Annotated in this window: 13 protein-coding genes; 9 read left to right on the top strand and 4 right to left on the bottom strand. The window is 71.0% G+C overall.

Annotation, left to right across the window (positions count from 1 at the left end; genetic code table 11):
• The 3 genes from glpK (at position 1) to K933_RS00880 (ending at position 3922) form a co-directional block, all read left to right on the top strand.
• Complete coding sequence (gene glpK / locus K933_RS00890; RefSeq protein WP_023392782.1) at positions 1 to 1533, top strand: glycerol kinase GlpK; 1533 nt, start codon at positions 1 to 3, stop codon at positions 1531 to 1533.
• A 3-nt stretch (positions 1534 to 1536) separates the two neighbouring features.
• Positions 1537 to 2607: a hypothetical protein gene (locus tag K933_RS00885; protein WP_023392781.1), complete on the top strand. Its 1071-nt coding sequence runs from the start codon at positions 1537 to 1539 to the stop codon at positions 2605 to 2607.
• Between the two features lie 139 nt (positions 2608 to 2746).
• A complete protein-coding gene (locus K933_RS00880; RefSeq protein ID WP_023392780.1) occupies positions 2747 to 3922 on the top strand; it encodes a Cdc6/Cdc18 family protein in 1176 nt (391 codons plus the stop codon).
• 40 nt (positions 3923 to 3962) lie between these two features.
• Here the strand turns inward: K933_RS00880 and K933_RS00875 are convergent, their stop codons facing one another.
• Positions 3963 to 4976: an SGNH/GDSL hydrolase family protein gene (locus K933_RS00875; RefSeq protein ID WP_023392779.1), complete on the bottom strand. Its 1014-nt coding sequence runs from the start codon at positions 4974 to 4976 to the stop codon at positions 3963 to 3965.
• A gap of 195 nt (positions 4977 to 5171) precedes the next feature.
• Between K933_RS00875 and sugE the strand changes: the two genes are divergently transcribed.
• The 4 genes from sugE (at position 5172) to K933_RS00855 (ending at position 8445) form a co-directional block, all read left to right on the top strand.
• The gene (gene sugE / locus K933_RS00870; protein ID WP_023392778.1) at positions 5172 to 5495 is read left to right on the top strand and encodes a quaternary ammonium compound efflux SMR transporter SugE; all 324 of its coding nucleotides are present in this window, start codon (positions 5172 to 5174) and stop codon (positions 5493 to 5495) included.
• 249 nt (positions 5496 to 5744) lie between these two features.
• The gene (locus K933_RS00865) at positions 5745 to 6719 is read left to right on the top strand and encodes a hypothetical protein (protein WP_023392777.1); all 975 of its coding nucleotides are present in this window, start codon (positions 5745 to 5747) and stop codon (positions 6717 to 6719) included.
• A gap of 152 nt (positions 6720 to 6871) precedes the next feature.
• On the top strand, positions 6872 to 7306 hold the full coding sequence (locus tag K933_RS00860) for a DUF1810 domain-containing protein (protein WP_023392776.1): 435 nt from the start codon (positions 6872 to 6874) through the stop codon (positions 7304 to 7306).
• 248 nt (positions 7307 to 7554) lie between these two features.
• Positions 7555 to 8445 (top strand): DMT family transporter, encoded by an 891-nt coding sequence (locus K933_RS00855; protein ID WP_023392775.1) that lies wholly within the window; start codon positions 7555 to 7557, stop codon positions 8443 to 8445.
• Positions 8446 to 8516: 71 nt separating this feature from the next.
• On the opposite strand, the gene K933_RS18200 is transcribed toward K933_RS00855, so the two are convergent.
• The gene (locus tag K933_RS18200; RefSeq protein ID WP_161631393.1) at positions 8517 to 8663 is read right to left on the bottom strand and encodes a hypothetical protein; all 147 of its coding nucleotides are present in this window, start codon (positions 8661 to 8663) and stop codon (positions 8517 to 8519) included.
• Between the two features lie 259 nt (positions 8664 to 8922).
• Here K933_RS18200 and K933_RS00850 point away from each other — a divergent pair, with 259 nt between their 5' ends.
• Both K933_RS00850 and K933_RS00845 read left to right on the top strand, forming a co-directional pair.
• Positions 8923 to 9342, top strand: a complete 420-nt coding sequence (locus K933_RS00850) for a GlcG/HbpS family heme-binding protein (protein WP_023392774.1) — start codon at positions 8923 to 8925, stop codon at positions 9340 to 9342.
• A gap of 297 nt (positions 9343 to 9639) precedes the next feature.
• Positions 9640 to 11838, top strand: a complete 2199-nt coding sequence (locus tag K933_RS00845; RefSeq protein ID WP_049947419.1) for a WD40/YVTN/BNR-like repeat-containing protein — start codon at positions 9640 to 9642, stop codon at positions 11836 to 11838.
• Positions 11839 to 11925: 87 nt separating this feature from the next.
• Here K933_RS00845 and K933_RS00840 read toward each other — a convergent pair whose 3' ends face one another.
• Both K933_RS00840 and K933_RS00835 read right to left on the bottom strand, forming a co-directional pair.
• Positions 11926 to 12618: a rhamnogalacturonan acetylesterase gene (locus K933_RS00840; RefSeq protein WP_023392772.1), complete on the bottom strand. Its 693-nt coding sequence runs from the start codon at positions 12616 to 12618 to the stop codon at positions 11926 to 11928.
• Between the two features lie 462 nt (positions 12619 to 13080).
• Positions 13081 to 13293: a hypothetical protein gene (locus K933_RS00835; RefSeq protein ID WP_023392771.1), complete on the bottom strand. Its 213-nt coding sequence runs from the start codon at positions 13291 to 13293 to the stop codon at positions 13081 to 13083.
• Positions 13294 to 13330 lie beyond the last annotated feature (37 nt).

Below are 13330 nucleotides of genomic sequence, written 5' to 3'. Positions count from 1 at the left end.
ATGGCAGACACATACGTCGGCGCGATCGACCAGGGGACGACGGGAACCCGCTTCATGGTGTTCGACCACGGCGGGCACGTCGTCGCCAACTCGTACGAGCGACACGAACAGATCTACCCGAAACCCGGCTGGGTCGAGCACGACCCGACGGAGATCTGGGAGAACACAGAGCAGGTCGTGACTGACGCCCTCGATTCGGGCGGGATCGACGCCAGCCAACTGGAGGCGATCGGGATCACCAACCAGCGGGAGACCACCCTGATCTGGGACGCCGAGTCGGGGCGGCCGGTCCACAACGCGCTGGTCTGGCAGGACCGCCGGACCACCGACCGGGTCGAGGAACTGGAGGAGGCGGGCAAGGCCGACGCGATCCGCGCGAAGACCGGACTCCAGCCCGACGCGTACTTCGCGGCGACGAAAGCCGAGTGGCTCCTCGACAACGCCGAACCGCTCAAACTCGCGGGCAGTCGGGCGAGCGACCTCCGCGACCGCGCCCGCGACGGCGAACTCCTGGTGGGGACGGTCGACTCGTGGCTGATCTACAACCTGACGGGTAACCACGTCACCGACGTCACCAACGCCTCGCGGACGATGCTGTACGACATCCACGAGATGGCGTGGGACGACGAACTGCTCGAGGAGTTCGACGTCCCCGAGGCGATGCTCCCCGAGGTCCGCCCCTCCTCGGACGAGGAGTTCTACGGCCACACCGACCCCGACGGGTTCCTCGGCGCCGAGGTACCCGTCGCGGGCGCGCTCGGCGACCAGCAGGCCGCGCTGTTCGGTCAGACCTGCTTCGACGAGGGCGACGCGAAGAACACGTACGGCACGGGGTCGTTCTACCTGATGAACACCGGCGAGGAGGCCGTCGAGTCCGACCACGGACTGCTCACGACGGTCGGCTTCCAGATGTCGGGCGAACCCGTCCAGTACGCACTGGAGGGGTCGATCTTCGTCACCGGCGCCGCCATCGAGTGGCTCGAAGACGTCGACCTGATCACCAACGCGGCCCAGACGGCGGAACTCGCGCGGTCGGTCGACTCGACCGACGGCGTCTACATGGTGCCCGCGTTCACCGGACTCGGGGCGCCCCACTGGGACGGCCGCGCGCGCGGGACCATCGTCGGGATGACCCGCGGCACCCGCAAGGAACACATCGTCCGGGCGACGCTGGAGTCGATCGCCTACCAGACGCGCGACATCGCCGAGGCGATGGAGGCGGACTCGGGCGCGGAGACGACGACGCTCCGCGTCGACGGCGGCGCCGTCAAGAACGACTTCCTCTGTCAGCTACAGGCCGACATCCTCCAGACCGAGATCGCCCGCCCCGAGGTCGACGAGACGACCGCGCTCGGCTCCGCGTACGCGGCGGGGCTCGCGGTGGGCTACTGGGACACCATCGACGAACTCCGCGACAACTGGCAGATCGACCGCGAGTTCGACCCCGAGATGTCCGACGCCGAGGCCGACCGGATGTACGGCCGGTGGGACGACGCCGTCGAACGGTCGCTCGACTGGGCGACCGAGGAGTAACCGATGTACGGACTCGTCGCCCAGGTCCCGCTGTTGGACATGGGTTTCGAGGCGTTCGCGGTGCTGTTCATCACCGCCCTCGCCGGCGGCGCACTCGGCGCCGCGCTGGGCGCGCTGCCGGCGTTCGTGTTCACCGGGTTCCTCGTGTTCCTCGGCGAGGGGATCGACATCCTCCAGCGGGCGGTCGCCGGGGTCGACGGGGTTCCGGCGGATGCGCTCGCGGTGAACGTGACCGGCGTCATCGGGTTCGGCGCGGTCACCGGCCCCCACATCGCGTTCGCGGGCGGCGTCGCCGCGAGCGCGTACGCGGGCAAGAAGTACCCCGAGATGGGTCCCAAGGAGGGGTACCACTTCGGGAAGGACATCGCGTACGCGTTCGGGACGAAACCCGACATCCTCGCGGTGGGCGCCGCCTTCGGCGCGCTCGGCATGCTGATCAGCCAGGTCTCGTCGGCGCTCGGCGTTCCCACCGACGGGATCGCGCTGTCGGTGTTCCTGACCGCGGTCCTCGCGCGCGTCGTCTTCGACTACCCGCTGATCGGCAGCCCCGCCGGTGACGGGCTGCTCGACATGTCGCCGTTCGAACGCGGCGAGGAGCGCGTCGAGACGGACGGCGGGGTCGAGCGCGTCAGGCCCGCGACCGAGCCGTGGCTCCCCCACCAGTACGAGTGGGCGGGCGTCACCGCGATCGGTCTCGTCGGCGGGATACTCGGCGGCTACATCTGGCTGGAGACGGGGAGCATCTTCATGGGGTACGCCATCTCGGCGATGAGCCTGCTGTTCTTGAACCTCGGCGTCGAGAAGATCCCCGTCACCCACCACATCACGCTCATGGGCTCGGCGGGCGCGGTGGTCGCCGCCGCCGCCGTCGGCAGCCCCCTCGTCACGCTGTTGGTCGCGGGCGGCGTCGGCGCGCTCACGGGCGTCATCGGCGAGGTGACCCAGCGCGTGTTCTACTCGCACTCCGGCACCCACGTCGACCCGCCCGCGATGGCGATCGCCGTCGTGATGTTCCTCGTCGGCGTGCTCTACCTCGCCGGCGTCATCCCGAACGCGGGATACCTCGGGATCTGACGCGCCATGCTTCCGTCTTCGCTTTCGACCCGTCGCGCCGGCGACCGGGGACCGCGCCCGTCGGCCGGTGCCGACCGCCGCGCGGGACGCGTCTGCGTCGCCGGGGCGGGGCCGCCGCCGCCGGACGTGGAGACCGACAGTGGACCTTGACGCGCGGATCCGACGACGACAGCGGCGGAACGGCGACCGCCGGCTCGTCCGGAACTACGAGTCGCTCTCGCCGGTCGCACACGTCGAGGAGCCGACCGGCAGGGGACCGACGTTCGAGCGGCTGCTGGACCACCTCGACCCGGTGTTCGACGGCAACCTGCCGCCGAACGCGTACGTCCACGGTCCCGCCGGGTCCGGCAAGTCGGCGGTCGTCACCGCCCTGTTCGCGCACCTCCGACGGCTCCCGACGGAGACCCGGTCGGTCATCCAGACGAGCACGCGGGCCACGTCGCCGCCCTCGCCGGCGTTCGCGTACCTCGACCTCCGGACGACGACCAGCGAGTTCGCCTTCTACCGGGGCGTACTCGGCGCGCTCACCGAGGAGTCGGTTCCGGAACACGGCATCAGCACCGACGAGGTCCGGCGCCGCCTCCACGCCCGCCTCGGTGGGTCGCGGACCGGCGTCGTGATCGCCGTCGACCACGTCGACACGGCCGAGGGCGTCGACCCGGGCGAACTCCGAGACCGGTTCGCGGGCCTCCCGAGCAACGTGAGCTGGCTCGCCGTCGGACGCGAGGACCCCGAGCCGGCGGAGTTGGCGGCGTACACGGCGACGTCGGTTCGGGTCGGCCGCTACCCGCGCCAGACGCTCGTGGACGTGGTGATGGCGCGCGCCTCGACCGGACTGGCGCCGCAGGCGCTCGGACACGACCTGGCCCGCCGGGTCGCCGACTGGGCCGACGGGGACGCCCACGACGCGCTGGCGGCGCTGTTCGCCGCCGCCGACCGGGCCGAGCGGGACGGACGGACCCGGCTGGCCGACCGGGACGTCGCCGCGGCGATAGACGAGGTCCCCCGGCCGTCGGTCTCGCTGGGCCGGGTTCTGGCGCTGCCGCCGAACGAGCAACTCGTCTTGCGCGAACTCGTCGACCTCGACGCGAGCGAGCGCACGTCGGTCACCGAGACGACGGACGCCATCAGCGCCTCCCCGGCGGTCGACCTCTCGGCGGGTACGGTGAAACGGTACCTCTACGAGATGGCCGAGACCGGGGTCGTCGAGCGCGTCCGCTCGGAGGGCGAGACCGGGCGGGGGCGCCCCCCGAGCCGGATCGAGTTCCGCTTCCCGCCCACCGTCTTCCGCCGGCTGTACGACCTCGGGCGGTAGGTCGTCCACCCCTCGCTCCGGCGGCCCCCACACCCCACGCTCACTCGAGGAGGGCCGCGAGTCTGGGCGCGAGGTTCCCGGCGACCACGCCCATCCCGCGGTCGGTGGGGTGGACCAGGTCGGGCGAGAGACCCGCGACGTCGTCGAGGAGTTCCTCGCCCTCCGCGAGGTGGACGTTCGCGTGCGGCGAGTCGGCGACCACCTCCCGGAGCGCCGTCCGGTACTCGTCGGGGGTCGCCTCCCACTCGTCGTCGTAGCCCGAACAGACGTCGGGGTAGACGGGGAAGAGCGTGACCGCGAGCACGGGCCGGTCGGGGTTCTCCCCCGCGACCGTCTCCAGCAGGTACACCGCCCGCTCGCGGAACTCCGCGGCCGTGAACCCCTCCGCGAGCATGTTGACGGAGACGGCGAGCGTCGCGACGTCCCAGTCGTCGCGGCCGGCGATGTAGTCGGCGATTGCGGGTTCGCAGAACGCCGACCCGCCCGTCCCGAGGTTGAGCAGGTCGGCGTTCACCCGCCGGGCGGTCTCGGCGACGTACGTCGAGGGGTGGTCGGTCGCCACCGCACCCTGCGTGATGGAGGTGCCGTACGCGAGGTACGTCCGGTCGGGGAGTTCCGCGGCCCGGGGCGGGCGGGTCTCCCCCTCGATGCCGCGGAGGAGCGTCGGGTTCCCCCGCAGGACGAGTCGACACACCCGCGGGGAGACGGAGGCCTCGTCGACCGCGTCGGATTCGAGGTCGGCGAGGCGGTCGGGAAACGACACCTCGACGGTCGTCGGCTCCGCGCCGACCGTGACCCGTTCGTCCGGCCCCGTCTGGAACGGTCCCCAGAACGGCGTCACCTCGCACTCCCCGTCGGGACACGAGAGGGTGACGCGCGCGTCGCCCTCGGCGACGAGCCGTATCTCCACGCCGGAGGGCCGGCGGTAGTTGTCCCGCGCCTGCTCGTTGAGGTCCGCGCGGACGGCCCGTGGGACGCGCGCGAGCGCGAGTCCCTCGTCGGTCTCGACCGTCTCGGCGACGTTGTGCAGCGTCGCGCGGTCGTCGTATCGCACGCGGGCCGCTACCGGGGGCGAGGGTTTAGCTACTCGGGTCGGGCGGCCCCGCGGCCCCGCGGCCGCGGCGGGTCGGCAGTCGGCCGCGTCCGGTCCGGCGAACCCGACCGGCGCTCGACGGTATCGCCGCGAGCGCCGGCGGGAGGCGGACGGGGATCCCAACTTATAGCTTGCGAGACCGGGAACGACGAGGAGATGTCGTGGCTGGTCCTCTTCGTCGCCGGGCTCTTCGAGATAGCGTGGGCGGTCGGGCTGGAGTACTCCGACGGGTTCTCGAAGCCGCTCCCGTCGGCGGCGACGGTCGTCGCGCTCGCCGTGAGCATGCTACTGCTCGGGCGCGCCGTCCGCGACCTGCCGATCGGGACGGCGTACGCGGTCTGGACGGGTATCGGCGCGGTCGGCACGGCCGCGCTCGGGGTCGTGCTGTTCGACGAACCCGCGACGGGCGCCCGACTGGTGTTCATCCTCCTCATCGTCGTCGGGATCGTCGGCCTCCGGTTCGTCTCGGGGAGCGTCTGAGCGTTGGGGGAGAGGCGGTCGAACGGGCGGCCAGAACGCGCACCGGTCCGTCGGGCGCGACCGGGAGACGGGTTCGACGGACCTGACCCACGCGCGCGCCGGACCCCCCTCGTCCCCTCCTGACCCCCCGACCGGGGGTGCGAACCGGCCTGTCCCCGCCAGCCGACGCCGTGCATACCACGTCCCGATTATCACGTTCCGCATACCGGCCGGACAGGTTATACGTCACCAATCGAACTCACGACCGAGATGTCATCACACCGTCGCGGGGGGACGACGGCACCAGCACCCGACGACCTGCGCGCTCGCAGTCTGCCGCCGGTCGTCGAACGACTCGTCGAGGACTACCGGTCGGCGTTCGCCTGTCGCGACCGCTACATGTGGGGGTGGCTCGACGCGGTCCTGCCGGAGTTCCGACTCGACTCGGTGCCCGGTCGGTACGAGGACGTGGCCGACGAGGGACGCCTGCTCGTCAGCGTCTACGTCACCGCGCTCAACGACCTCTCGGACCGGCGGTCCGACTACACCGCCTTCGAGGCAGCCGCACGGGTCCCGCGGGAGGGACCGCCCGAACCGGGCAGCCCGGCGGACGAACCCGCGGTCCGGGTGGCCGCCGACGCGTGGGCGGCGCTCGTCGACCGTCTCGCGGACGCGCCCAACTTCGAGTACTACCGCGCGACCCTCCACGAGGCGCTCGCCGGCAGCGCCGAGGCGCAGCGACACTCGGTCGCCGTCGCCGACGACCCGGAGTCGGCCGACTACGACGAGTGTCTGCGCGCGCAGTCGTCGACCATGTGCATGGACGCGCTCGCGACGGTCGACCTGATCTGTTCGCCCGGGGTCGACCCGAACGACGAGCCGGAACTCCGGGAGGCGATCGAGTTGGTCGAACCGCTCGGCCGGATCGGCAACTGGCTGACGACGTGGGAGCGGGAACTCTCGGAGGGCGACCTGGCGAACGGCGTCGTCGTTCGAGCCGTCGACGACGGCGTCGTCTCGTCGTCGGACGTGTTTCGGGCGCGGGACGACCCGAGCTATCGCCCGCTGTTCGCCGAGCGGATCCGCGAAGCGAGCGTCGAGCGGACGATCGGCCGGGAGCGCGCACGACGACTCGAACGCGCGTGCGAGCGCGAGTGGGAGACGACGTCGATCGACCTCGACGGGTTCGTGCGGGCGATGGAGACGGTGTGGTCGTACCACGAAGCCAGCGCCGGACACAAGTAGTACGGCTGGTGGACCGGCGGCCGCCGGTAGCACGGGGGCGAGGACACCCGGGGGAACACCGGAGGACGGTAGTGTGCGAGCACTCGCCGACGGGAGCCGTTCCGCCGATCCACTTTCCTCGTCGGTCCGCGTAGGAACGGAACCGAGAACCGATGACGCGCTCGGACCCCCACGACCTGGAACGGTTCGTCGAGGCGCAAGACCCGGTGATAGCGGAAGTGAAGGAGGAACTCCGGTCGGGCCGCAAGCGCACGCACTGGATGTGGTACGTCTTCCCGCAGATGGAGGGGCTCGGTCGGAGTCGGACGGCCCGACGCTACGCGATCGGCTCGCGGGCGGAGGCGGAAGCCTACCTGGCGCACCCGATACTCGGACCGCGGCTGCGGCGGTGTACGAGGCTCGCGACCGCCGTCGAGGGGCGCTCCGCGAACGACGTGTTCGGCTCGCCGGACGACCTGAAGTTCCGCTCGTCGATGACGCTGTTCGACGCCGTCGCGGACGACCCGACCCCGTTCCGGGCGGCCCTACAGCGGTACTACGGCGGCGAACCGGACCCGAAGACGCTGGAGATCCTTGACGACCCGTAGGCCGGCGCCGCGTCGCCGACGGAATCCCCCCCTCCTTCCGCCGTGACCGGCACGGTTCCGAGTACGTTTCCGAGTACGAGCGTGAGTGTCGCGAACACGCGAGACGGTGTTCGAGCGAACGAGACGCCCTGTTGCGGTCGGGTGCGCGCCGGCGGGTGACCGCCGGAGCGGGAGCGGCGGATACCGAAACGCGTAGGCGGGTCAGTGGCCGTAGGACGAACCGATGAGGGTGAGCGGGTGAGCGGCGGATGAACCGCGAGCGAGTCCTGGCGGCCACGCCGCTGCTCGCGGCGGTGATCTGGGGAGGGATGTACGTCGTGAGCAAGTGGGGGTTCGAACAGGTGCCCCCGCTCACGCTCGCGTTCGCACGGATCGTCGTCGGCGCGGCCGTCCTCTACCCCGCGGTGCGGGCGACCGCGCCGGCCCGGTCGTTCTCGCGACGGGAGTGGCGGCAGTTCGGGGCGCTCGCGGTCTGGTTGACCGCGGCGCTCACGACCCAGTTCGTCGGCACCGACCTCACGAACGCGAGTCAGGGGTCGCTACTCACCGTCGTGACGCCGATATTCGTGATCGGACTGGGGGTGACGGTGCTCGACGAGTCGCTCACGCGGCGGAAGGTCGGCGGGACCGCCCTCGCGTGCGCCGGGACGCTGGTGATACTCGCCGGCCAGTACGACGTGACGGCGGTGACCGGCGGGAGCGTCGTCGGCGCCGCGCTCCTGCTGGCGTCGGCGTTCTGCTTCGGCGGGTTCACCGTCTTCGGGAAGCCGCTGATCCGGCGCTACTCGGCGCTCGAAACCGCCACGTACGCGACGGTGCTGTCGGTCCCGCTGTTCGGGGCGCTGGTCCCGGTCGAGTTCGCCCTCTCGCCCGCCGCGTTCGAGTCCGTCCCGACGACCGCCCCCGTCGTCGGCGCCGTCCTCTACCTGGGGCTGTTGAGCACCGCCACCGCGTGGTACTGCTGGTACAAGGGGATGGAGTACGCGGACGCGAGCGCGGTCGCGGTGTTCTTCTTCGCACAACCCGTCGTCGGCATCTCGCTCGGCGTGCTGTTGCTCGGCGAGCGTATCGGACCGGAGTTCGCGGTCGGCGGGGTCCTCTTGGCCGCGGGCGTGCTCTTAGTCGACACGGGCGAGTGACCCCCGAGTCGGGTCCCGACGACGCTCGGGCGAGCGGGGAGTCGGCCTCACGCGGGTGCGGACGCCCCGGCTCAGTAGCTCCCGCGAACGGTCGGCCACGTCTCGTCGACCCGCTCTGCGCGGTCCGGCTTACAGTGCACGCAGTAGTAGACCTGCCGACCCTGTTCCTCGTAGCGGTGGGTTCCGTAGGGCGTTCCACAGCGCGTGCATGCGTTCACACCCCGTCTTCGGGCGCCACGGTCTTAGCTGCACAACCGGCGGGTGCAGGGCGTCCCGGTCCCGACCGGCGGCTCTGCGGACCGATACCCGCGCCTCGCAAGCACGGGCGACGGCCCTCCTCGGCGCTCCCGGTCGAGCGACCGACGGGCGTCACTCGACCGGAACCACTGGTTCGGCCGCCCGACCGAGGCCACCGATTCGGCCGCCCGATCCGGTCGACAGCCGGGTATAAGTGGTCGACGGGAGTAGGTGTCGGGGATGGCAGACGCACTCAGGCTCGACGACGCGAAGGAACTGATCGACGCCGCCGAGGCGCAGGCGGAGGAGATGGACCTCCGGATGGTGATCACCGTGGCCAACCCCGAGGGGAACCTGATCGCCCAACACCGGATGGACGACGCGTGGCTGGCGAGCGTCGAGATATCGCGGAACAAGGCGTACACGGCGGCCGCACTCCAGACGGCCACGCACGAACTCGCGGAACCCACCGAACCCGGCGAGTCGCTGTGGGGACTCCAGACCACCGACGAGGGACGGATCGTCGTCTTCGGCGGCGGGTACCCCCTGAAGCGCGACGGCGACATCGTCGGGACGGTCGGCGTCAGCGGCGGCGAGGTCTCACAGGACATGGAGGTCGCGAGCGCCGCCGTGGACCGCTTCGACGAGATGGACGGGTAGACGCGACGCGCGTCCCGGGTGACCGACCCGGCGGCCGTTCACGGTTCTCGGAGCCGAACCCTCCGGCCGGACCGCCGACGCTGCCGTTCGAGAGGGACCCTACCAGCTATCGGACGGCTCCCGCCACCGGGAGTTTCACAGTCCACCGGGCCACCGGTATCGAAGACGACGTCTGCGGGTTCGAGACGGGGACCACCCGAACGGCGGCCTCGCAGTATCCGTATTTTCTATCGGAACAGCGTTGCCTTCTCCCGAGTGGCCACCGAATTTATGCGAACACCGTTCGGGTTCCCGTCCGTGTCGTCAGACCCCTCCGAACGGCAGAGCGTGAGTCGGCGGAACACACTCAAACTGCTCGGCGCAGGCGTCGCGGGTGCGGCGGGACTCGCGACGGCGGGGACGACCCGCGCTGCGGCCGGGTTCGAGCGGGTGGCGTCGGAGACGGGGAAGTCGGTCCGCGCGGTGGCGGCGACGGCGGAGGGCGCGTACGCCGCCGCGGCGAACGGCGACGTCCTCGCGCGGCGCGCGGGCGACGACCCGCCGACGTTCGAGCGAGTCCTCGACGCCGGTCTCACCGCCCAGTCGAAGAGCTTCTACGGCGCGGACGCGACCGCCGACGGCCGGAACCTGTGGCTCTGCGGCGAGGCGGGCGTGGTCGGCCACTACGACGTGGTCGACGAGCAGTTCACCGACCACTCGAAGCCGAACGGACTCGGGTCGACGGTCCGGGACGTCGCGGCGATGGGACCGGCCGGCGACGAACGGGTCGCACTCGTCACGGGCGGCGGGGTGTTCCTCACGGGCCGGAAGCGCGACGGCGGGATGGAGTGGGGGACGGCCGTCTCGCCGAACGGCGGCAACACCATCCACGCACTGGAGATGGTCGACGCGAGTCGCGGCTGGTTCGCCGACGCGACCGGGTCGGTCTACCGGACGCGCGACGGCGGGTCGACGTGGACCGAGGTGGGTCCCGACGGGTTCGGCTCGCCGCTGTACGACGTGACGGTCCGCGCGGACGGAGGGGTAACCGCGGTCGGGTCGGCGGGCCACGTCTTCGAGTACGACGGCTCGTCGTGGGCGGCGGCCCGGCCCGGCGGGGCGGCCGTCCGCGGCGTCGACAGTGCCGACGGCGTGGTCGTCGCCTGCGGCGAGGGCGGCGTCGTCTACCGGCGGACGGACGACGGCTGGACGGCGGCCGGTCTCGACGCGAGCAAGACGCTCCGCGACCTCACGCTCGACGCGAGAGAGGCGTACCCCGACACGGTCGCGGGGAACGCGGGCTACGTCTACGAGCGCGGGTCGTTCGACGCGTACCCCGACACGCTCACCGTCGAGACGACGTCGGAGTCGCGCGTCGACTACGCGTTCGGCAACGACACGAGGGTCCGGAAGGGACCGAACGCGGACGCCACCGAGTCGGTCGAGGAGACGTGCGGCTGTGCGGGGCACGCGTTCGAGGTGACTGGGAGCGTCGGCGGCTCCGCCGACGCCGACGACTTCCGCTACGGCGGCGCAGTACGGGGGTTCTCGGTGACCGACGGCTCGGCGGCCGACCTCGTCACCTCGGTGAGCGGGACCGAGGTGTCCGTCGAGCGTCTCGCCGACCGGTCGTGGTCGGCGGTCGACGCGGGCGTGTCGGTCACGCTGTTCGCACTCGCCGAGACCGCGGCGGGACCGTACGCCGTCGGCGGGGCGGGCCGCGTCGTCGCGCGGACGGACGACGGGTGGGGCGTCGTCGACGCGCACGGTCCCTCGGGTGCGGGCAACAACCTCTACGGCGCCGCAGTCACCGACGAGGGCGACCACCTCTGGGCCGCCGGCGGGTCGGGCGAACTCGGCCTGTACGACGTGGCCGCCGGCGATTCGACCGACTACACCGCCCCCGCGGGCGAGACGAGCACGTGGACCGACGTCGCCGTCGGCGGAGCGGCCGGCGACGAGTCGGTGTACCTCGTCAACGGCTCCGGCGAGGTGCTCGTCGGACGGTACGGCGCCGACGGACCGACGTGGTCCGCCCCGGTCAAGCCGGGCAACGGGTCGACGATCCGCGGCGTCACGACCCACGACTCGGGGGTGTACGTCTGTGACGACAACGCGACCGTGTTCCGCTCGACCGACGGCGGCGCGACGTGGAGCACGCTCGGCATCGACGGCGCGGGCGTCTCGCTGTACGACGTCGCCGTCGTCGCGGAGGACGACATCACCGTCTCGGGCGGCTCCGGCCGGCTGTTCCGCTACAACGGGGCGGTCTGGACCGAGCAGAAACTCGGCGGCAACGCGCGCTACTCGCTGGCGCGCGACGACGACCGCGGCCTGATCGGCGGCGGGTCGGGCGAGGTGTTCGAACGCGAGATCGGCGGCTGGACGGGGACGTACACCGGTCCCTCGAAGAACCTCCAAGGGACGCTCGTCACGAGCGACCCGTCCGTCCCCAAGATCGTCTGCGGCGGCGACGGGACGATCCTCGAACAGTCGTTCGTCGACCCGCTGTACTGAGACGGGACGGCGACGCCGGCCGATAGGACGCCGAGCGCCGCCGGTCCGCGAGCCGCGGTGCGTCCCCGTCGCCGTAACCGGGCCGGGCTACGGGTCGTCGCGCGCGACGCGTGCGGCCAGTTCGAGGTCCACCTCCTCGACCCCGGCGAGGACCAGGTCGGCCACTCGGCGGGCGCCGTACTCGCTGAAGTGGGTGTCGTCGGCCACCCCCTCGGGGTAGTTGGGGTGTTCGTCCGGCGGGAGGTGGTTGTAGAGCCGCTTCGACGCCTCCGGCCCGAGTTCGCGTAGGAGCGCCCGACTCCGCTCGTCCGCATCGACCAGCGGTACGTCCCGGTCGCGCGCGACGGTCCGCGTCAGGTCGGCGTACTCGCGGTGGGTGTCCGTCGGCTCGCCGGACTCGTCGAACCGGCGGCGCGCGACGGGCGTGAGCAACACCGGGTTCGCCCCCCGCTCGCGCGTCTCGTCGACGAACCGTTCGAGGTTGGCCCGGAACGCCGCCTCGGGCGTGTACTGCTCCTTCGAGGGCACCTCGTCGTTGTGGCCGAACTGGACGAACACGTAGTCGTCGGCCGTCAGGGCGTCGACGACGGGCTGCCACCGCCCCTCCTCGATGAAGGTTCGGGTGCTCCGCCCGTTGCGCGCGTGGTTCTCCACCGTCACGGAGCCGTCGAACCGGTCGGCGAACGGCGTCCCCCAACCGGTCTCGGGGCGTTCGTCCGCCGCCTTGTCGGCCGCGGTGGAGTCGCCGACCAGGTGGACGGTAGTCGAGTCGGATGCCATCCCGGGAGTGGCGGGGCGGCGGGGGGATATAACCGATCGATGTCGCCGAGCCGACTCGCGACTGACGGACGAGCGTACTCCCGTTTGTAACTGTACTTCGATAGTTTGTCATACATATAATATATATTTCTTTTATACTCGTCGTGGAAGCCGACAGGGGAGCGGCCGTCCGAACTCGGCGAGTCCCGACGAGCGTTCGAATCGGACGATCCGGGTTTGTCGGTCACTCGGAGTATCTTTCCCAACCTAACTGGCCGCAGATCAGATCGATCGTAAACTAATAATCGGATCGGGGGAATAAATACAGTAGTGTGCTCGGATAAAAACGGCAACACGAGCGACCGTACCGCGTCGAAAGTCACGGCTCGGCTCCGTAGTACTCGACCGAGTCCGAAGCCAGCGTGTCGGCTGACCCACCTCTACGAACGCTCGTAACAACTTTAGATTATTTAATGAGAGGTGTCATTTTTGGATCGCCTTCCGCGATCTCGACCGGCCGTCCCGCGTCGACGCTCGGATGGAGTCGAGCGTCGAGTGCTGGTTGGCGTCGTCGCTCCACGACGACTGCTGGGCGTCGGCGCCGTTCTCCGTCGAGGCGTTCGACCCGTCGACGAGTTCGCGCTGTGGAGCAGGGGCTGTGGTACCCGCGAGGAACCGTCCGACCGTCCCTCCCACCCGCTCGTCCGTTCCGTATGCGAGAACGCGCTCGCCC

This window comes from Candidatus Halobonum tyrrellensis G22 (assembly GCF_000495475.1).
GTDB lineage: Archaea > Halobacteriota > Halobacteria > Halobacteriales > Haloferacaceae > Halobonum > Halobonum tyrrellense.
This window is presented reverse-complemented; position numbering and strand designations above follow the sequence as displayed.